Origin of the sequence: Leptospira sp. WS58.C1, from assembly GCF_040833995.1 — a bacterium.
GTDB classification, from domain to species: Bacteria; Spirochaetota; Leptospiria; order Leptospirales; family Leptospiraceae; genus Leptospira_B; species Leptospira_B cinconiae.
The window spans coordinates 3,388,334-3,407,569 of sequence record NZ_CP162137.1 but is presented as its reverse complement, the minus strand read 5'-3'; the positions used below and the strand labels follow the sequence as shown (position 1 = coordinate 3,407,569).

The window sequence follows — 19,236 nt, the reverse complement described above, 5'->3', positions numbered from 1 at the left end:
ACTGACGTAAACTCGGCACTTGATAGGAAATTTATTTTTACCTGAAAAAACCGCACTTGAAAATCTATTCCAAATAAAACCGCGCTTAGAAATTTTTTTTAAAAAAATTGCGGTCATTTTCACAAACTTCCAACCTAATTTTTTTTGACTCTAGAGTGAGCCGATTTTATAAAGTAACTCTCGACGTACGGAGAGAAGTTCCGAAAACACTTATCAATCTTCGGACTTATTTACACTCCGTAAATAAAAAGACATTCAATGGAATTTTCTGGGAGCAAAATGCAATTATTAGCAGTGACGGATTTGAACGAAGAAGAAGCGGAACTTACCCAAGCGCAAAGTAAGCAATATACATGTAAAGGATGCGGTAAAGAAACACCGAATCTCTTTCAGTACGACCTATGTCGAGATTGTTTGAACCAAACATTTCGACGATTGATCAAGGTTATTGACTCAGTACGTAAATAAGTCAGATTCTTATCCAAATTTTTTGTCCGTTTTCTAAGCAAGAGCTTAGAATTTCACTCCCAGAGAAAGCCGGTTTCCCTCCGGCTTTCTTCATTTCGGACCCGAAATCAACTCTTTGGTTCCCGATTATTTAAAAACACTTCTTATAGTAACAAATCTGAATCCCTTTTTTCTTCCTAAAAGGAAAGAAACCTTTCTCATTCAAGATTTTTCACCCCTATAATCAACTTCCAGTATCACAAAAAAGAATTGGATTCTAGGCCGGAGGAAAAAACTTCACGGTATGGACTATCCGTTTCGGAAAATTGAATCAAAATGGCAAGACTACTGGGAAAAGAATTCTTCCTTTCGAACGGATCTGCATTCTTCTAAACCGAAGTTCTACTGTTTAGATATGTTCCCTTATCCCTCAGGCGCGGGATTGCACGTCGGTCACCCGGAAGGTTATACGGCTACAGACATTATTTCTCGTTACAAGAGAATGAAAGGTTTTGAGGTTTTGCATCCTATGGGTTGGGATGCGTTCGGTCTTCCTGCAGAAAGATACGCAATGCAGACAGGGATTCATCCTGCTATCACTACAAAGCAGAATGTGGACAATTTCCGAAGACAGATCAAATTGATCGGTCTTTCCTATGATTGGGACCGGGAAATCTCCACCACAGATCCGAAATACTACAAATTTACCCAATGGATCTTCTTGAAATTATACGATTCCTGGTATGATTTTAAGGCTTCTAAGGCAAAACCAATCCTCGAATTGGTCCAAATCTTCCAATCTAAGGGCTCCGAAGGATTTGAGGATCTCGAGACCTTCTCCGCAAAGGATTGGAAAGAATTTTCTAATGCTAAGAAAGAAGCCATTCTCTCCGGATTCCGTCTCGTATATCAGGCGGAAATCCCGGTAAACTGGTGCCCGGGTCTCGGAACAGTTCTTGCGAATGAAGAAGTAGAAGAATGGGTTGGAAAAGGGTACGAAGTAGTTCGTAAACCTATGCGACAGTACATGATGCGGATCACTGCATACGCAGAAAGGTTGCTAGAGGATCTGTCTTTAGTCACTTGGCCAAGTTCTACTTTGGAAATGCAGAAGAATTGGATCGGAAAGAGCGAAGGTTTGGAGCTGATATTTCCTTTTGATCCTTCTTCTCCGCAAAATGGGATCAAAGTATACACCACTCGTCCCGATACCATATTTGGGGTAAGTTATATGGTGCTTGCTCCGGAACATCCTTTAGTGGATTCCATAACTTCCAAAGAACAATGGGAGAAGGTGCAAGAATACAAAAAGTCTTCCGCTTTAAAAAGTGATTTGGATAGAACGGAACTTTCCAAAGAAAAGTCAGGTGTATTCACAGGCGCTTATGTTGTCCATCCTGCGGATCCTTCTAAAAAGATCCCGGTGTGGATCGGAGATTACGTTCTCTATGGTTACGGAACAGGGGCTATTATGGCGGTGCCTGCTCATGACCAACGAGACTATGAATTTGCAAAAGCTTTCGGGTTGGATATCCTACTTGTGATCGAAGGAGATCTTTCCCAAGGAGCTTTCGATTCTAAAGAATCCGTCTGTATCAATTCATCTTCATCGGAAGTTTCTATTAATGGTCTCAAATACAAGGAAGCATTTTCTAAAATTGCGGATTGGGCAGAGAAAAAAGGGATCGGAAAGACGAAAACCCAATTCAAACTCAGAGATTGGTTGTTTGCTCGCCAAAGATATTGGGGAGAACCTATACCTTTGGTACATTTTCCTTCCGGAGTTACAAAGGCCATTCCTGAGTCCGAACTTCCATTAGAACTTCCTAATTTATCGGAATTTAAACCTTCCGGAACGGGAGAATCTCCGCTTGCTTTAGCGGGAGATTGGTTGAAATACAAAGATCCTGAAACTGGTGAGATCGGTACCAGAGAAACGAATACTATGCCTCAATGGGCGGGTTCTTGTTGGTATTATCTGCGTTATATAGATCCGGAAAATCCGGACAAGTTCGTGGATGTAGATTTGGAAAAAACTTGGATGCCGGTGGACCTGTATGTGGGTGGTGCGGAACATGCGGTTCTTCACTTACTCTATTCTCGCTTTTGGCATAAGGTATTATTCGATCTAGGATACGTAACGACCCCTGAACCTTTCAAAAAACTGGTCCACCAAGGTCTGATCTTGGGCGAAGATAAAAGAAAAATGTCCAAGTCTTTAGGGAATGTGATCAATCCCGACGAAGTGGTTACGAATTTCGGAGCGGATAGTTTACGTCTTTTCGAAATGTTCATGGGACCTTTCGAAATGGTAAAACCTTGGAGCACTAGAGGTGTAGAGGGTGTTTTCCGTTTCTTGAACCGTGTATGGAGATTATATCATTCAGGTGCGGAAGAATCTTTCCGTTTGGAAGATATCGAACCGAACGAAGACGAATTAAAGATCCTTCATAGAACCATTAAAAAAGTGGATGATGATATTAATAATTTCTCATTCAACACTGCTATCTCTCAGTTAATGATCTTTGTGAACGAGTTAACTCCAAGCCAACGCAGACCTCGTAAGATCCTGGAACCATTCCTACTTTTGATCGCTCCGTTCGCTCCTCACTTGGCGGAAGAACTTTGGTCTTTAGCAGGAAAATCCGATTCTTTGACCTACCAAGCTTTTCCGGGTTATGAGGAGAAATATCTGACCGACGACGAGATCATGATCGTGGTCCAGGTAAACGGAAAGTTAAGAGCTGAATTCAAAGCAGCAAAAGAGATCGCGGGGGAAGAAGCGATTAAGATCGCAAAATCCTTAGATAAGGTACAGGTCTTTTTAGACGGAAAACAGATCCGAAAAGAGATCTATGTTCCTGGCAAACTGGTGAACCTAGTGGTCGGATAGAAGATCCGAGATTACACCGATCAAAATTTTCAGAATATGCGATGTAGGAATTCCTGCATCGCGGATTTGCAGATAAACGATAAAGTTTTATAAGCTCCTACATCCCGGTGACAAATACGCGAGTGCAGGGTAGACATGCTATTTCAGAAGAATAAAAGCTAATAGCCCCACCAACAACACGACACCAACCAGGATAGCGTAGTTAAGAGTATTACTTCCTTCGGATTGTTTTGCACCCATACCTGCTGGACGAGGAGCGTTAGCAGCGGTTTTAGGCCTGGCTAAACGGACCGGTCTTTCTTCGAATGCTTGTAAAAGAACTCCTGCCGGACCTTTTGCAAAAATATGATATTCGTTTTTACCGGAAGCGATCGCTACGAAAGTACCGACCACCGGTTTTACGTTCCCGTCCTTATCCATAGCGCCTAAAGTTTTGGCCAATGCTTTTTCTTCAGGAGAAACGGAAGGAAGTTGTAATAGGATCTTGTCGCCTTCATTCAGGTCATCAAAATCGACCCCGTTTACAGGAGAAAGGATCGTCTTTGCTTGCACCACTCTTCCGAAACCTTTTCGAATGGTTTCAATCTGGCGCATGACTGCCGCTTTTTCCGGATCTAAATTTTCTACAGGAACTACTCCGTCTGCGGGTTCTTCAGGAGGTTTAGGAATGGATTGGATGATACCTGCAAAAAAACTTTTACCCCTACATTTCAAGCTGGATACGTATTCTACGTCTGCTTGAACGCGGATCATATTGATCTTCATAGCGCTTTTGATCTGGTTCTCCAACATGTTTACCAGAGCAGCGGTATCGTTTCGATCCCACATAGGATAATATTGTTCTAATATTTGTTTTGTTAATTTAGTGTGAAGAATTCTTCCTACCTGGTCCGACAAACCCGGATCCGGAGCTTCCTGTCTAGCTGCTTCTGCGATATCATGTGAGATTTGACCGAAATCTTCGAAGGTCCTGATTTTTCGGATCATGGAAGAGTTGGAAAATAAGGAATACAATTCCAAAAATTCGTTTTTATATCTGGATAAAAGCCCTAGGACCACACCCGCTTTGTTCTCAACATCGATCCTTAATTTTAAAAGATAGGCGTCTTTGATTTTTCCTTGGATAAGTTCGATTGCTTGTTCTTCGGTATGAACGGATTCCAAGGCAAGGTTCATCTGGTTTGCCTGTTCTTGGAGTTTACTTGTCTGAGGATTCTGTTCCATATTGCAAAAGACCTAACCGTCGTAAGGAGAACTTTAGGTCATGTTAAGCCGCTAGCCTTTTCTTGTAACCATTTTTGGTATCTTTGTCTTCTAGGCACATAATTCTGATCCAAGGGGATTTCAACTCTCGCAACGGTTTTATTCTCCGCTTGGCGGCTATAGATCGTAAACAAATGGCGGTCATAGCCGCTTTGGGCTACCAGAATTTCCACCATAGTGATACCCATACCTGCACCTTCCGTGGTATCACCGTATTTCATATAGTATTCGAATAGATTGTCAAATTCTTTAGAATGTACGAACTTTTCCCGGATCCGTTTCTCTTCTCGGACTGCGAGTGTGAAATTATTTTGTACGAATAGAATGATCCGGTCCGAACTGAAACTGAGGGTGACTTTTACAAATAGACCATGCTCTTTCATTTTCCTACGATAGTAGGGAAACTTTCTACTGACTAGATTTTCCTTAAAGGATTCCATACCCAAATCGTACTGGGATGGATCAGCGATATTCAGTCCTAGTTCTTTGAATAGAACCCGTTTAATAGCCGCTTTGGTCGCATTTACGATCAGCTCTTTTGCGGAGGTAAATATGAGTTCCGTCAGATCCACTCTTTGGTATTTGGAAAGGACGGTTTGTATGATATGTTTGAGCTTATTTTCGCCCCGGGTACTCAGGACGTAGGTAATGATAGAAATTGGCTCTTCTTTTTTTACGGCCGTCTCGACCTCGAAGAGGAATTCTTGGGGGAGTTCCTCGATTCCCTCGTACATTTGGATTCTCGATTATATGGACCCCGGCGCGCTTACGAGAAAAAAACGAAAAACACCCGGGAAAAAAGAAGGGTTATTTCGAGTCGAAAATGAAAAAATTTAATCTTTCAATTGTAGGAAACCGCCGATTTCGTCCATGACGGCCCCTACTTCCGGTTTGCAGGATCGAATAACGTTAACCAATTTAGGGTCGGTTCCCTGGATCTTTCCCTCATGGAATTTGAGTTTGAATTCGGTAAATTTTAGTCCGTGAGCAGTGGAGATCACGACCACCTGATCACCTTTGGCAATCGTTCCTTTAGCCATTAGTTTGTAAAGAGCAGCAAGCGCCACTCCGGTATGAGGGTCATTGTACAATCCAAATAGGTCGGTTTTGGCAGAAGCTTCCGAAAGTTCCGCTTCGCTTGCTTGCTCCACGATCCCATTGAATTTTTTTAATGTACGAATTGCTTTTTGGACTGATACAGGATTTCCGATCTGGATTGCAGAAGCAAGAGTAGGCTTCGCGTCAACAGGATTGAATTCCTCGAAATTTTTCAGATAAGAAAGATAGAGCGGATTTGCATTCTCTGCTTGAGCTAAAACGATCCTTGGAAGTTTGTCGATCAGTCCCAACTCTTTTGCCATCTCGAAACCTGCTCCGAGTGCGGAAACATTCCCCAAATTTCCTCCGGGAATGATCACCCAATCGGGAACTTTCCATTCCAATTGTTGAACGATCTCCGGTGCGATCGTTTTTTGGCCTTCGATACGGAGACTGTTCATGGAGTTTGCAAGATAGATGCCGGCTTCTTTGGTAACTTCTTTCACGATCTTCATACAACCGTCAAAATCGGTTTCGAGAGCGATTACCTTTGCACCGTTCGAAACCGGTTGGATTAATTGTGCTTGGGAAACTTTCCCTGCTGGAAGAAAAATGATCGCAGGGATCCCTGCCTTCGCAGCGTAAGAAGCAAGTGCGGCGGAAGTATCTCCGGAACTTGCACAAGCAACCGCTCTGATCTTTGCTCCCTGATTCAACATATGTTTTACTTGGGAGAGAAGAACGGTCATGCCCAGGTCCTTAAATGAACCTGTGTGGGAGATCCCACATTGTTTGATCCAAAGTCCCCCTAGGCCGAAATGTTTTGTGAGTCTTTCGGAATTGAATAGATGAGAAAGACCTTCGCCTGAGCTTACGATCTCTGAGTCCTCTACATGAGGAAGAACCCATTCTCTTTTGTTCCAGATACCCGAGCTGTTCGGGAATTTTACCGAACCCAATCTGGAATCGAATAGGTCCTTCCATTCCTTTCCCGATTTTTCTTTGAGAGCTCCCATATCATGGGAAACCTGGAGAAGGCTTCCACATTTACGACATTCGTATACGATATCATTCAGATCGTACGTTGCTCCGCAAGAATCGTTGATACAGCGAAATTCCGCTTTCAACTTGGTGAAGGTAAGGCTCATACTTTAGATAGAATTTAAAATGTCCTTTTTTTTGGCATCAAATTCTTCCTGAGAAATCAGGCCCTGGTCCAACATACTCTTAAGTTTTGTGAGTCTTGCTGTTGCATCGTTCTGGTTGGCATTATTACCTGCATTGTTTTGGCCCATCATCCCGGCCATCATATTGCCCATATTCATTCCCATTCCGAGTCCCATACCTGCGGACATTCCTTCACCTGCGTTCCCGCCTTCGTTCTTTGCGGCCGCTTCTCCGATATCCAACATTCTTTTTTGTTGGTACATTCCGCCCAAAGCATCGATCTCGAATTTGTCTGTGAGGATCTTTTGGATCTTTTGGAAGTTCGGATCGTTCTGATCGAAGTTGATGGATTGGACAAAAAAATCCAAAACGTCTATCCCGTATTTTGAGAAGTCCGGTTGGATTTTCGTTTTTCCTGCGGAAGAGGCCTCTTCCAAATGTTGGTTCAATCGAGTGATCGGCTCTCCCGATTTTAAAACGACTTCCGCTAAGAAATCGCTTAGCCTAGTTACGATCATCGGTCTTAGAAAATTATCCACCTCGTCTTGTGAATAAGCTCCTCTTGCACCGACCACTCCTACTGCAAACGCTTTGGAATCTACGATCTTGATATTATATGCACCGTTTGCACGGACTCCCAAAGTGATGGTGTATTTAGGATCTTCGACTTGGATGGGTGCAGGAGTTCCCCATTTTAATTGGATAAGGGCTTTGTTAATATAAACCACTTCCGCAGTAAAAGGAGTTTGTCCTCCGAAAGGAAGGTTCACTAAGTTTTCTAAAATAGGAACGTTTCCTGTTTTTAAAGTATGAGTTCCAGGTCCGAAAATATCCAGAGCTTTACCTTCCTTAAAGAAGATAGCTTCCTGGCTTTCGTTCACTACCAATTGTCCGAAGGTACTGATATCGTTTCTGGGAAATTTCCATACGATCTCTCCCGGTTTCCCTTCGTATTTTATTACGTCTATTAATGCCATAAGAACTCCTTGGAAATATATTATTCACGACTCTACATTCGGCAAATCAAAAATGAGACTATCGTTTTAAGAAGACGTCCTTTCTGCTCTTTAGCGCGGCATCGAACTCATCTAATTCCGATCTAAAACTACTGACCCAATTCCTTACAGTGTCGACCGAAACTTCCGGAGGAAAGTCCGGGGATCGAACCTTGGTGGACAATTCTTCCGCATGATGGATCAAAGAATAATCCCATTCCGCCAAAGCTTCCAACTCAGATTCGGTCGCCTTAAACCCGGTGCCCAATCCGTTTAGGCCGTAACTTGCTCCGATAATTTCATTTTTGAGTCTTTCTAAGACGGAAAGTAAGACCTCCGTAGAACCGATTAGGTCCATTCTTCTTTCTCGGACGAAATTTTCTTCGATCCTACGGATCGGTTCTTTGAGCGAATCCAATTTTTTGGCTAATTCGTTTCGAGCGATCCTATCCGCTTCGTAATACTGATGGTTCTTTAAGACTTCTCCATAAAACGGAAATGCGGATAGAAAGGATAAGATCTTTCCCTTCTCCGCTTTGAATCTGGAAACATATTGTGAGATTGGGTTGTTCGAAGTCATGGTTAGAAGAATGATCCGGAATTTCTTCCCAAGCAAGACAAATACTACTCTTTTCGTATCATATCCGTGAAATCGTAACTTAGGTCTTGGGGTTCCCCGGTTTATTTCTTGCTCGCAGATCCTTGAAAAGTTTTTAATTCAATTCAGGAAACAGAATCTTTTCATTATGAAATCCTATATATTGTCTATCTTTGCTTCTAAAAAGGGGGAAATAGAATCATTAAACGGGATCAGAGCGATCGGAATTCTGATGGTTATGACCAACCATCTCTGGGTTTCCAAACAACCGATCATGCGCGAAATGCCTTATTGGTTGTCCTGGTTCGTGGAGAATCAAACCACCATCGTGGATGTGTTTTTCGTATTGGGAGGTTTTCTGAATTACGGAGGTATACTCCAATACTATAAAAGGGAGAACAGTTTTCCCTATCGCAAATTTATCATAAATCGTTCTTTGAGAATTCTTCCCGCGTATTACACTGCATTAGCTTTTTCTTACTATTTCTTTTCTAAACAGGTAGAAGGCCTGAAAAATATACCGAATCCAAGTGCGGATCTGATCTGGTTAATAGATAAAGGCCAAAAGGGTCTGGATTACGTTTGGGCCGACAGCATCTTCTTATCCAACTTTTTTCCTAGGGTTTTGGATGTGGGTTGGTATATTTCCTTAGAGCAGCAGATCTACTTTTTGATGGTGGTTCTTGGACCCTTCTTCTTATTCTCTAGAACCAAAAAAGTAAGGGTCATCATATTATCGATCATATATATTATCCCTTTCTTATCTAGATGTTATCTATACTCTAAAGGTCAGATGAACGCAAATGCTCTATTCTGGACGGAGAACAGATTCGATTCCATGATCGCAGGAATGCTTTTGGCGGAATATGTGGACTCTAGACCGGTGGGAGAAAGTTTAGGAAAACTGAAATATTCTTTGGTCGGATTCTCGGCGATCGTATTCATTTTGATCTCTTATTCTTTCAATTGGAAACATTTCATTCGATTGACGCTTGCGAATAATTTTTACAATATCGCATTGGTTCTGATCATCTATTTAGCGATCCAAAAAGAAGGAATTTTTAAAACTATCTTAGCATTACCGATCTTCCGTCCATTGTCCAGGATCACATTTACTGTGTATTTATGGAACATACCGTTGATGGGGATTGCCACTCAATGGGCTCTAAAAGGGGAAACATTGGTCACTTTAAGCGTATTACCTAAGCTCTATTTTATATGCTTTGGGTTTACATTCTTAGCAGCTTGGCCGATCTTTTTACTCATAGAACAACCTTTTATTTGGTGGAAAGAAAAACCGAAAGTTTTGGAAAATAAGAGTGAGACCAAGACTTCATAGTCTGTCCAATAATTACGAAACCATAGTATGAAATTCGATTCGGAAATAATTCGTTCTATTCGGCACTCCACATTTCGATGGATTAAACTTTCTTTTCCGATCTTGTTCGCAATATTTTTCATTTTATATTTTAGAATTTTTGTGATCCAATTCTATCTAATTAGCGGCACGAGCATGATGCCAAGCTATAAAGAAAACGATTGGGTCCTAGTTAAAAAATGGGGTTTCCCGGCGCAGATCGGTCCCTGGGTTTTATACATTTTAGAACCGGACGTTAACAGATTCGATGTCTTAGTCTTGGATGGGATCGGAGCGGAGTTAAGTTTAAAAAGAGTGGTAGGGCTTCCCGGAGATTTTTTCAGATTTTCGGAAGGAAGAATTTTAATAAACGACTCTTCCTTAGAAGAACCTTTCTTGAACTCAGGCTATAAGACCCAAGCTCCTTCCGCCTCCATTCTACCTGTGATCGGAGTCTCCGGAAATATAGGCATCGGAGATTCGGGAAGGATCCCTCCTGGTTATGTTTTGGTTTTGGGGGATAACCGAGAATTCTCCACAGATTCCAGAAATTACGGCCTAATTCCTTTCAAAAAGTTGAGAGGAAAGGTTATCGCCAGCTTTTAAACCATTATTCGAATTCGGATTTCACTTGTACTAGAAAAGCTCTTTAATCATTCTGAAAAAGACCGAAATTTATAAAAGCGGTTCGCTCATCGATGGATTATAGCCCTCTTAATCGAAAAAGATTCACCATATTATTCGTTCTATTATGCGTATTCTTCTCCGGGCTTTTGGTCCGAGTAGGTTATCTGGTATTCTTTAACGATAGAGAGATCGCATTCAAGAATGGAGAAAGGATTGGGCGAGGCGCGATCTACGATAGAAGAGGGATCGAATTGGCATTGTCCATTGATTCTTCTACGATCGGGATCTATCCCGGGAATGTTTACGATCCGAATTTTACCGCAGTACAAATTTCTCCTTATTTGGACATTCCTCCCGAAAAGATAGAATCTTTGATCCGAGAAAAAAGCAGATATTTCCTTTTGAAAAGGGAGATAGACGATACGACCGCGAGCCGTATTATGGAGATGGCCCTTCCCGGAGTCAGAAGAGAACGAGAATTTAAAAGAGTATATCCTCACGGAAGTTTGGCGGCAAGTCTTGTCGGTTTTACCGGGATGGACGACGATAAGGCTCTATCCGGTTTAGAATATTATTATAATCAAGAATTGATGACGCCTACTGAAGCGGATTCCACCAGAGGTGCAAATGTCCATTTGACTTTGGACGGACTCATCCAATTCAAACTGGAAAAGGCGCTTGGAAAAAGATTCGAAGAAGCCGGTGCTAAAAGAGCAGTAGGTCTATTGATGGAGATCCATACGGGAAGAATTTTGGCGATGGCCAGTTTTCCATCCTTCGATCCGAATCGTTATTCTTCTTTTGAAGAATATTCTCATACGAATTGGGCGATCCGACATGTGTACGAGCCCGGATCTACCATGAAAATTTTCCTAGCAAGCATTCTTCTTAATGAAAACTTAATCCATCCGAACGAAAAATTCGATTGTCCAGGTTACGTCGATTATGGAAGGACCAGGATCAAATGTACACATGTTCATGGAAAAGTGAACTTGGAAGAGATTTTACAGTATTCCTGCAATGCTGGGATCATAAAGGCGGCCGCAAAGATCCCGAACGATGTACTTTATGAATATATGAAACGATTCCGTTTTGGGGAAAGAGCGGGACTTCTGCCCAACGAATCCGTGGGATATATGCCGATCTTGAATAAATGGACTCCGACCACTCCGATGTTCATGGCAATCGGCCAGGGAATATCGGTAACTCCTATACAGTTAGTAGCATCCGCAGCTTCTATCGTAAACGGAGGAAGATTTATCACACCTAGGGTGGTCTCTCATATTACCGATTCCTACGGAGAAGTCATGCAGGAATTCCAATCGGAAGAGACTCCGGTAGGTATCAAAGAATATTCCACCGAAAAATTACTGAAAGCGATGACTAGAGTCGTCCAAGCCGGAACAGGAAAGAACGCATACATACAAGAATATTCCATCGCGGGAAAAACAGGAACCGGTCAAAAAGCGGTGTCTGGTAGAGGGTACCAAGACGGACTATGGTCCGCATCCTTTTTAGGATTTTTTCCGGCAGACAAACCGAAAGTGGTCGGCCTCATCCTTTTTGATGAGCCGAGAGGGGACAGTCATACAGGGGGAGGACTCGCCGCTCCCGTATTCAGGGAAGTAGTGGAGAATATTATTCCGATCATAGAACAAGGGGAAAGAACGATTAACGTAAAACTCCCTAAGTTGAACAGAAAACCTCTTACGGGCAAATCGGAACGTATTCCCGATCTCATCGGAAGGAGTAAAAGAGAAGTTGTGGAATTATTAGCTCCGTTAGGAGTTCCTTATAAACTTCACGGAAGCGGTTTCTGTTACGAGCAAGATCCCTCTCCGGGTTCTTCTTACGAAGGAAAAAGGATAAACGTATTCTTCCAATGAAAGAACTCAGGTCGGATTTACTCGAAAAAAATTTGGCCTCACTTCGCAGTTTCGCGCCGAAAGCCTCCGAAAGAATAGGATCTTCCCGGATCAATTTCGAGATAGTCCCTACAAAAACGGACGATCCAAGTTTAAAAATCGGTAATGTACTTTTACATAGTTCCATGGATCCTCGCAAAGAAGCGGAAAGACAGCTTGCGGATCTGAAAAAAGGGGATGAAGAAAGGGCATTCCTATTTTTCGGAGCAGGGCTCGGTTATTCCATCCAATATACATTAAGATTTGATAAAATAATCTGCGTATGGATGGAACCTTTTCCGGAAATTATCAAGGCTGCATTTTCATTATTCGATTTTTCTCCCATGATCCTTTCCGGTAAGTTGAGAATATTTCTCCCCCCATACGAAGAATCCGCGTTTTACGAGGGTTTTAAAGGGATCTCGGGATATCCCGTAAGTTTTATTCCTCATAGGGGGAGTTTGCAATGGAAACAGGAAGAATACCAAGAGCTAAGATTTTTAGCCGAGACATTCTTCCATAAAAAAGATGTAAACACGGCCACATTGACCAGATTCGAGAAGGTCTGGACCGGTAATTTTATCCGCAATCTTCCGGAACTTGTGGATCTGAGCCCCATCAATGAATTATTCGGTTTATGCAAATCCAAGATAGATGTGGTTGTTTGTGGGGCCGGGCCCTCTCTTTATCTTTCTTTGCAAGACTTGAAAGAATATAGAGAAAACTTTATATTGATCGCAGTGGATACTGCGCTTCTTATTTTGCAAAAATCAGGAATAGATCCCGATCTTGTATTTAGTGTGGATCCCCAACCTTTAAATTCAAAATATTTAGAAGGATATTTCGGAAAGGCAAAGTTTGTATTCGATCCTACTACTTCCTATCATTCATTAAGAATGCCTTATATAGGTGGAAACCATTATCTGACTTCCTCTCCTTTTCCCTGGATTAAACTTTTGGAAAATGCTTCCGAAAACGGACTGGGAGCCGTGGACTTCGGAGGTTCCGTTTCCACAAATGCCGCAAGTCTAGCGGAAAAAATGGATGCAAGGTCCGTTTTACTTTTAGGACAAGACCTTTCTTTTCCGGGTTCCCAAGCGCATTGTAAGGGTGCAATCTTAGAAGAAAGATTAAATTTTTTGGAATCCAGAACGCAGAGAAGGGAACATCATAATTATAAGCAGATGACCGCTTTGCCGCCAAAGTGGATCGAATCTATCCGGGGAAAAAAACTTAGGACAAACGAAAAACTTCTGATCTTCAAAAAATGGTTCGAAGAAAGACAAAAAGACCGTCCTTGGGCCAATCTGGGGCAAGACGGAGCAAAGTTAGAAGGGATCCAGAATATTACATTTCAAGAATGGTATAGACAAAACCCATCGAATATAAAAGAGGTAACCGAGATCAAAAAAAAGATCCGGGACCTTCTTCCTTCCAAGATCAATCGCAAAAAAGTATCGGTCGAATTAAACAAGATCCGCAACGAGTTAAAAGAATTCGGAGTGCAAGTTTCCAAAGGAGAAGTCCTTTCCGAGAAAATTTACGATCTTATTCAAAGCGGAGAGAAGGACAAAGAGTCCATTCGAAAAGCATTGCATGAGATTTCCATAATAGATGATCGTATCAGTTCTAAAAAAGGGCTAACTGAATTTTTAGGGATCAGTTTGCAGAGAGTGATCTTGGCCATCACGGAAGGATACGACACCGAACTTACATTGGAAGAGAAGAAGAATGAAAGACTTGCAGTTGCGAAAAAGAGCCTTCTTCTTTATTCGGGTCTAAGAAAAAGTACGGAAATGAATTTGCAGCTTATTAACAAAGCAGTGAAACGGTTTTCAGCGTAAAATCATATTTCCCCACTTTGTTTCAATTTTTGCATTAATTTGCGAGCAGCAGAGTTAACTACCATATCTACCGTTTCGGAAAGAAGCATACTTTCGGCTATTTTCTCCGACCAGATAACTTTTCCGGTTTCGGAATCGACGCAACGAATACTAAAATTAATCCTTCCTAAAACGCTGGTGGTAGCAGAAGTTATATTCAGGTCTTCGACTAAAATCAATCGATCAGCCTGTAAAAGTCTTCCCAGTTTTGAATAATCCCGCGCTTGTGTTATCCCGGCCAAGGATAGCTGGATTTCATTTATGACTTCATTCAGTTTTCTCCTTTCTAATATCGAAATTCCATATTTTAAAAAAATCTTATTAAGCTCGGAATAAATTGAGGAGGCAAGATATTCATCGTTAGCAGATTTTGAAGTGACAATAAGAGCATGATTATAGTCATTCGTAGAAAAAAAGCGGGAAGCAAGTTCTTTCGATTCTCGAATATCTTTGAACAGATCATATTCAAACTGAGCAAATACAACCCTCATAATTGCATAGGTTTTATTATTTGTAGAGTGATCAAATCTATCCGTAAACATTGAAACAATAGGACCCAATAGCATAGGAGCCCAGCCTAGCATTATTCTATGATTTACGGAATACTTATATATTCGTAAGATCTTATGCTTCTCCTGATCATACAATTCAAAAGAAATGGATCCGTAAGTCCTATAAATTGCGGGAATGGCGCCTAAAGTGAATAAAAAACCGATCATAGTCAATATTGGAGGTTTTACGTCATCCACCAAAGGAATGATCTTGATCTTCATATTAGAATTTGATGAGATTAAAAACTTCTGACTTTTTTGAAATTTTGAGATAATCTCCGTGGAAAGGTATCCGTCAATTTCATCCTTCGGAGTCTGATTCGATCCTTTATCGTGTAATATTTTAATAACTTCATCTTTTGTAGGAGGGTTAAAATCGAGTCTGACAGGAAGAATCTCTTTATCTGAAGGGGATCTATGAAAAATGGATTTTGCCCCATAGATATCGCCTTCAATATTTACGTGGTGAAGAAAGCAGGACCATAAGGAGAAAAATATTGGTAAACAAAGTATTAATTTTCTCATTTTTATACAAAGACGGATTTCCGAAAGGACCAAATGGTAGTTATTAAAGGCTTAAAATAGAAAATTTTTCAAGTATTTGCAAGAATTTTTATAGAACTCTGCCATAATTGCGTCGCATTCCTGGTTAAGACCTAAAATTCACCTTTGAAACTTTTTTTCGTTTTTTTGTTGACTGCATTTGTGCTACGCACTACAAATGGATTGTGCGCCGCACAACGGTGCATCAAGGAGCTAAAAATGGAAAAACAAATTCTAGATGTACTGAACGCAGGTCTTGGTTTGGTTAAAAGCGGACAAGAAGGTCTGGATAAAGCGAAAGCAGAATTTACTAAGAGTTTTCAAGAACTCGCAGCTAAAGGCGCTTCCGACAATTCCGAAGCATCTGTTCGTGTTCGTGAGTTCGTAGACAAATTCTTAAACGAAGCTAAAGAATTAACTACCGCAGCTACTAAAACCTATGAAGATTCTCGCGCTAAGGCACTTGAAGTTTATAACCAGATTGTTGAAGAAGCTAAGAAATTAGTTCCTGCTGAACAAATCGAAGCTATCAAGGCAAAATTTAGCGAAGTTACGGAGACAGTTAAAAAACCTGCTGCTCCAACTAAAAAAACTGCTTAATAAAAGCCTTTTGAACCTCCCAATATCGGCGGGAGATCCTTCCCGCCGAAAATTTTTTTCTCTTTTCTTTTTCTGATCTAAATTAACGATTTTCCACCATCTCCGCTAATTTTTTAGGCGCAAGTTGGCAGTAACTTTCCTTCAATAAAACTTCTACCTCGTCCCAGTCGATCGAATCGTCGATCACGAGCCCGATAATATCTTCCCACCAGACCGGTTTAAAAAATGGATAATCTTTAAAACGAGAAACATCCATCTTTTTGGGAGAATAACGAAAGGTTAATAAACAAGCAATTCCTTCCAGGCCGGAAGCCTTTGCATAAGCAGGCGGGTACCCGTTCTGCAACATCAATACATGAGCAAAATTTTTCTTTTTGATACACCAGCGAGTTCCGATCCAAGCCTGTTCTTCATAAGCTTCCGGAAGATCCAAACAGATCAAACGAAGTTTGGATAGAATCATGTTTGGGACTGAAATATGATCCGACATTGGGACACCCGGGGAGAAGGATTATAGTTCCTTGGATACAAACCTGCAATCTAAAATCGAAAGAACGCGATAAGAAAGAAAACTTTATACCTCGGTCATTTCCTGATAGTCCGTCCCTAAATTAAGGCTATCGACTGGTACTTGATCTCGGGCTTCAAGAGCCTGAAAGGCTCTTATACACTTTATATAATCTCTCTATTCCAAGTTTTGTTTCTTCCTCCGAAGCGTTTGAGAAGTTCCATCGTAGATGATTGTTTTCCGGTTTACCTACGAAGAAAGAAGATCCTGGAACCGCCGCGAGTCCCTTCTCCAAACATTTTCGAAAAAGTAGGTCCGTATCGATCTCTTCCGGAAATTCCAGCCAATAGAATAAACCTCCTTTAGAAATTTGTAATGGAATAGAATCTTTGAAATTATTTTGGAAACAGGTAAACGTATGCTCCGATTTCTTTTTGTAAGTTTTTCGGATCAAGGATAGATGTTCTTCATATTTGGAAGAAGATACGAATCCAAATACTAATTCCTGATTCAGGGTAGCGGAATGTAAATCCATGGATTGTTTTTGTACGATCAGATCTTGGAGGATCTGTCTCGGTGCCCTGATCCATCCGACTCTCAATCCGGGTGAAAGTGTTTTGGAGAATGTCCCGATAGAGATCGTATTTTCCGGGCCTAATTCGCATAAAGAAATCGGCAAGTTCTCCTGGAAATACAATTCTCTATAAGCAGTATCTTCTATGATCGGAACTGTATTTTTTAAAAGGAGTTCAGAGATCGAATGTCGAATTTCTAAAGAATAAGAATACGCGGAAGGATTTTGGAAATCAGGAATGCAGTAAAAGAATTTCGGCTTTTCGGAGGAAGTCGCCAATGTATATTTTAATTCTTCCATGTCCGGGCCTTCTTCGCCATAGCTGATCCCTAAGAAGGATGGTGCATAAGACGAGAATACTTGGATGGCTCCTAAGTAGCTGGGTCTTTCTAAAAGAATGAGCGAACCTTCTTCTATAAAATAACGACCGAGTAGATCCAATGCTTGTTGTGAGCCGGAAGTTAAAAGAATTTCGTCAGCATTAGAACCTGGATAATATCGATCTGCGATCCAGGCACGTAAGTCGGAATGTCCCTGAGTATCCGCATATTGGAATAGTTTTGCGCCTTTTTTAGAAACGGAAGCCTCGAAAAAATATTTTAGATCTTGGATCGGAAACAAAGTATCATCCGGAAGACCTCCCGCAAAAGAGATCATACCCGGCGTATCGATCACCTTCAGTATCTCTCTCGTCACAGACGCAGGAGTTCTGGCCGGCCTTGCAGAAGGTCGGAAAATTTCGGAGCTATTTTCTATAATTAACTTGCTCATCTTCTTATTTTGTTTATACATTAAATTGAGAATACCATACAGATGCAGAAATCGTTTTTATGACCGATACAGATCGAGCTATTACTAAATATTCTAAGATCGCAAATTCTTTGATACGTAGGATAGAATCTGGAGAATTCCCTCCCGGTTCCAAATTACCTTCTCTACGAAAGATCTGTTTATTCGAAGAATGTAATCTTTCTACTGCCGTGGAAGCTTTCGGCATTCTTCAGGAAAGAGGCCTTATCAGCGGTAGAGAGAGGTCCGGTTATTTCGTTCTTCCGCGACCGGAATTTTATCCTAAATATAAATTAGAAAAACCTGTAAGAGTTCCGAATCCGTCGGTTCCGGAAGAGGTAAGTTCTTTGATGTCGGAACTTGCGGATCCCGGCTTCATTCCTTTCGGGGCAGCGGTCCCGGATCCTCAATTTTTGCCGTACTCTTCCTTGCAGAAAGCATATAAGAAATCCTTAAAGGACTCTCAGGTTTATAAATATTCGGATGCAGCCGGTATTTTGGAACTCAGAAAAAAGATCGCAATCCGTTCTTCCGGTAGAGAAAGAAGGATCCGTCCCGAGGAAGTGTTTATCACCTTAGGTTGTTCGGAAGCGGCGTTTTTGGCTTTGAGCCTTTCCACCAAACCGGGTGATAAGGTTGCAGTAGAGAGCCCACTTCATTTTGTTTTATATCAAATTCTTTCCGATTTAAAACTAAAGGCGATCGAGATACCAACCGATCCCGTTACGGGTTTGGATCTTCAATCTTATATTTCCGTTATAAAGAAAGAATCTCCTAAGTTTTTGATCACCATTCCTACCTTTTCGAATCCCACCGGAAGTCTTATGCCATTGGGATCCAAAAAAGAACTTCTGAAAATTTCCTCCGAGTACGGTGTGAAAATTCTGGAGGACGATATTTACGGGGACTTGCAGCATAACGGCGGCATCCGTCCTTCTTCTCTTTTATCTTTGGATACGGAAGGAATTGTGACCCAGGTTTCTTCTCTTTCTAAATCCGTGAATCCCGGGCTTAGGATCGGTTGGATGATCAGTGATCCGACTAAAGTGGAAAATGTTAGACATCTTCGTTTAGCGGAGGCGATCTCTTTACCGGCAATTCCCCAGCTTGCCGCTTCTTATTTTATGGGATCTCTAGCTCATGAAAGACATTTGAGGGAATTTAGACGAAAGTTGGGAGGTTTGGTGCTTTCGTATGCGGATTCTTTTTTGGAATATTTTCCGAAGGGGACCAAAGTTGCCATTCCACAAGGCGGCTTTCTTCTCTGGATAGAACTTCCGAAAGGAAAAGATTCCAGAGTCCTCAGATTCCAAGCCGCTAAAAAGAAGATCAGTTTGGTTCCCGGAAATCTTTTCTCTCTTTCCGGTAAGTATGTGAACAATTTTAGGATTAATGCAGGAGTTCTCATGGGACCAAAGGTGATCTCTGCCATCCAGACTCTCGGAAAAATTGCAAAAGAAATTTAGATTGTGGGTCCGTACAGGCCCAAGGTATTGTCC

At 41.5% G+C, this 19,236-nt stretch carries 16 protein-coding genes; 8 read left to right on the top strand and 8 right to left on the bottom strand.

Going from position 1 to position 19,236, the window contains the following annotated elements:
- The first annotated feature begins 279 nt into the window (after positions 1 to 279).
- Positions 280 to 468 (top strand): hypothetical protein, encoded by a 189-nt coding sequence (locus AB3N61_RS15660; protein ID WP_033271995.1) that lies wholly within the window; start codon positions 280 to 282, stop codon positions 466 to 468.
- Positions 469 to 751: 283 nt separating this feature from the next.
- Complete coding sequence (leuS, locus tag AB3N61_RS15655) at positions 752 to 3,340, top strand: leucine--tRNA ligase (protein ID WP_367898044.1); 2,589 nt, start codon at positions 752 to 754, stop codon at positions 3,338 to 3,340.
- A gap of 138 nt (positions 3,341 to 3,478) precedes the next feature.
- On the opposite strand, the gene AB3N61_RS15650 is transcribed toward leuS, so the two are convergent.
- The 5 genes from AB3N61_RS15650 to AB3N61_RS15630 all read right to left on the bottom strand — a co-directional run bounded on the left by AB3N61_RS15650 (position 3,479) and on the right by AB3N61_RS15630 (position 8,383).
- Positions 3,479 to 4,564: an LIC10486 family protein gene (locus AB3N61_RS15650; protein WP_367898043.1), complete on the bottom strand. Its 1,086-nt coding sequence runs from the start codon at positions 4,562 to 4,564 to the stop codon at positions 3,479 to 3,481.
- A gap of 38 nt (positions 4,565 to 4,602) precedes the next feature.
- Positions 4,603 to 5,337, bottom strand: a complete 735-nt coding sequence (locus AB3N61_RS15645) for a hypothetical protein (protein ID WP_020769003.1) — start codon at positions 5,335 to 5,337, stop codon at positions 4,603 to 4,605.
- A gap of 99 nt (positions 5,338 to 5,436) precedes the next feature.
- A complete protein-coding gene (thrC, locus tag AB3N61_RS15640; protein ID WP_367898042.1) occupies positions 5,437 to 6,789 on the bottom strand; it encodes a threonine synthase in 1,353 nt (450 codons plus the stop codon).
- A gap of 3 nt (positions 6,790 to 6,792) precedes the next feature.
- On the bottom strand, positions 6,793 to 7,785 hold the full coding sequence (locus AB3N61_RS15635; protein ID WP_367898041.1) for an SPFH domain-containing protein: 993 nt from the start codon (positions 7,783 to 7,785) through the stop codon (positions 6,793 to 6,795).
- Positions 7,786 to 7,843: 58 nt separating this feature from the next.
- Complete coding sequence (locus AB3N61_RS15630; protein ID WP_052005213.1) at positions 7,844 to 8,383, bottom strand: LIMLP_15305 family protein; 540 nt, start codon at positions 8,381 to 8,383, stop codon at positions 7,844 to 7,846.
- Between the two features lie 166 nt (positions 8,384 to 8,549).
- Here AB3N61_RS15630 and AB3N61_RS15625 point away from each other — a divergent pair, with 166 nt between their 5' ends.
- From AB3N61_RS15625 to AB3N61_RS15610, 4 genes are all read left to right on the top strand, one after another.
- Positions 8,550 to 9,740 carry an acyltransferase family protein gene (locus tag AB3N61_RS15625; RefSeq protein ID WP_367898040.1) on the top strand — a complete coding sequence of 397 codons (1,191 nt, stop codon included), beginning with the start codon at positions 8,550 to 8,552 and terminating at the stop codon, positions 9,738 to 9,740.
- 27 nt (positions 9,741 to 9,767) lie between these two features.
- On the top strand, positions 9,768 to 10,364 hold the full coding sequence (gene lepB, locus AB3N61_RS15620) for a signal peptidase I (RefSeq protein WP_020769060.1): 597 nt from the start codon (positions 9,768 to 9,770) through the stop codon (positions 10,362 to 10,364).
- Between the two features lie 92 nt (positions 10,365 to 10,456).
- Positions 10,457 to 12,271: a penicillin-binding protein gene (locus AB3N61_RS15615; protein ID WP_367898039.1), complete on the top strand. Its 1,815-nt coding sequence runs from the start codon at positions 10,457 to 10,459 to the stop codon at positions 12,269 to 12,271.
- Positions 12,268 to 14,133 (top strand): motility associated factor glycosyltransferase family protein, encoded by a 1,866-nt coding sequence (locus AB3N61_RS15610; protein ID WP_367898038.1) that lies wholly within the window; start codon positions 12,268 to 12,270, stop codon positions 14,131 to 14,133. The genes AB3N61_RS15615 and AB3N61_RS15610 overlap by 4 nt, the downstream gene beginning before the upstream one ends.
- Before the next feature lie 2 nt (positions 14,134 to 14,135).
- Here AB3N61_RS15610 and AB3N61_RS15605 read toward each other — a convergent pair whose 3' ends face one another.
- Positions 14,136 to 14,891, bottom strand: a complete 756-nt coding sequence (locus AB3N61_RS15605) for a hypothetical protein (protein WP_367898037.1) — start codon at positions 14,889 to 14,891, stop codon at positions 14,136 to 14,138.
- A 594-nt stretch (positions 14,892 to 15,485) separates the two neighbouring features.
- Here AB3N61_RS15605 and AB3N61_RS15600 point away from each other — a divergent pair.
- Complete coding sequence (locus AB3N61_RS15600; protein WP_020769276.1) at positions 15,486 to 15,866, top strand: phasin-related domain-containing protein; 381 nt, start codon at positions 15,486 to 15,488, stop codon at positions 15,864 to 15,866.
- A gap of 82 nt (positions 15,867 to 15,948) precedes the next feature.
- Here AB3N61_RS15600 and AB3N61_RS15595 read toward each other — a convergent pair whose 3' ends face one another.
- Positions 15,949 to 16,356, bottom strand: a complete 408-nt coding sequence (locus AB3N61_RS15595) for an MmcQ/YjbR family DNA-binding protein (protein WP_367898036.1) — start codon at positions 16,354 to 16,356, stop codon at positions 15,949 to 15,951.
- A gap of 154 nt (positions 16,357 to 16,510) precedes the next feature.
- Positions 16,511 to 17,740 carry a PLP-dependent aminotransferase family protein gene (locus AB3N61_RS15590; protein ID WP_367898035.1) on the bottom strand — a complete coding sequence of 410 codons (1,230 nt, stop codon included), beginning with the start codon at positions 17,738 to 17,740 and terminating at the stop codon, positions 16,511 to 16,513.
- Positions 17,741 to 17,778: 38 nt separating this feature from the next.
- Between AB3N61_RS15590 and AB3N61_RS15585 the strand changes: the two genes are divergently transcribed.
- Entirely contained in the window at positions 17,779 to 19,203 is a 1,425-nt protein-coding gene (locus tag AB3N61_RS15585; RefSeq protein ID WP_367898034.1) for a PLP-dependent aminotransferase family protein, read from the top strand.
- Positions 19,204 to 19,236 lie beyond the last annotated feature (33 nt).

Bases quoted from the DNA above. Each gene is read 5' to 3' on its own strand.
- AB3N61_RS15585 (WP_367898034.1), top strand. From the start codon at position 17,779: ATGACCGATACAGATCGAGCTATTACTAAATATTCTAAGATCGCAAAT.
- AB3N61_RS15660 (WP_033271995.1), top strand. From the start codon at position 280: ATGCAATTATTAGCAGTGACGGATTTGAACGAAGAAGAAGCGGAACTT.
- AB3N61_RS15615 (WP_367898039.1), top strand. From the start codon at position 10,457: ATGGATTATAGCCCTCTTAATCGAAAAAGATTCACCATATTATTCGTT.
- AB3N61_RS15605 (WP_367898037.1), bottom strand. From the start codon at position 14,891: ATGATCGGTTTTTTATTCACTTTAGGCGCCATTCCCGCAATTTATAGG.
- AB3N61_RS15600 (WP_020769276.1), top strand. From the start codon at position 15,486: ATGGAAAAACAAATTCTAGATGTACTGAACGCAGGTCTTGGTTTGGTT.
- AB3N61_RS15610 (WP_367898038.1), top strand. From the start codon at position 12,268: ATGAAAGAACTCAGGTCGGATTTACTCGAAAAAAATTTGGCCTCACTT.
- AB3N61_RS15595 (WP_367898036.1), bottom strand. From the start codon at position 16,356: ATGTCGGATCATATTTCAGTCCCAAACATGATTCTATCCAAACTTCGT.
- thrC (WP_367898042.1), bottom strand. From the start codon at position 6,789: ATGAGCCTTACCTTCACCAAGTTGAAAGCGGAATTTCGCTGTATCAAC.
- AB3N61_RS15625 (WP_367898040.1), top strand. From the start codon at position 8,550: ATGAAATCCTATATATTGTCTATCTTTGCTTCTAAAAAGGGGGAAATA.
- AB3N61_RS15635 (WP_367898041.1), bottom strand. From the start codon at position 7,785: ATGGCATTAATAGACGTAATAAAATACGAAGGGAAACCGGGAGAGATC.
- AB3N61_RS15645 (WP_020769003.1), bottom strand. From the start codon at position 5,337: ATGTACGAGGGAATCGAGGAACTCCCCCAAGAATTCCTCTTCGAGGTC.
- AB3N61_RS15630 (WP_052005213.1), bottom strand. From the start codon at position 8,383: ATGACTTCGAACAACCCAATCTCACAATATGTTTCCAGATTCAAAGCG.
- lepB (WP_020769060.1), top strand. From the start codon at position 9,768: ATGAAATTCGATTCGGAAATAATTCGTTCTATTCGGCACTCCACATTT.
- AB3N61_RS15590 (WP_367898035.1), bottom strand. From the start codon at position 17,740: ATGTATAAACAAAATAAGAAGATGAGCAAGTTAATTATAGAAAATAGC.
- leuS (WP_367898044.1), top strand. From the start codon at position 752: ATGGACTATCCGTTTCGGAAAATTGAATCAAAATGGCAAGACTACTGG.
- AB3N61_RS15650 (WP_367898043.1), bottom strand. From the start codon at position 4,564: ATGGAACAGAATCCTCAGACAAGTAAACTCCAAGAACAGGCAAACCAG.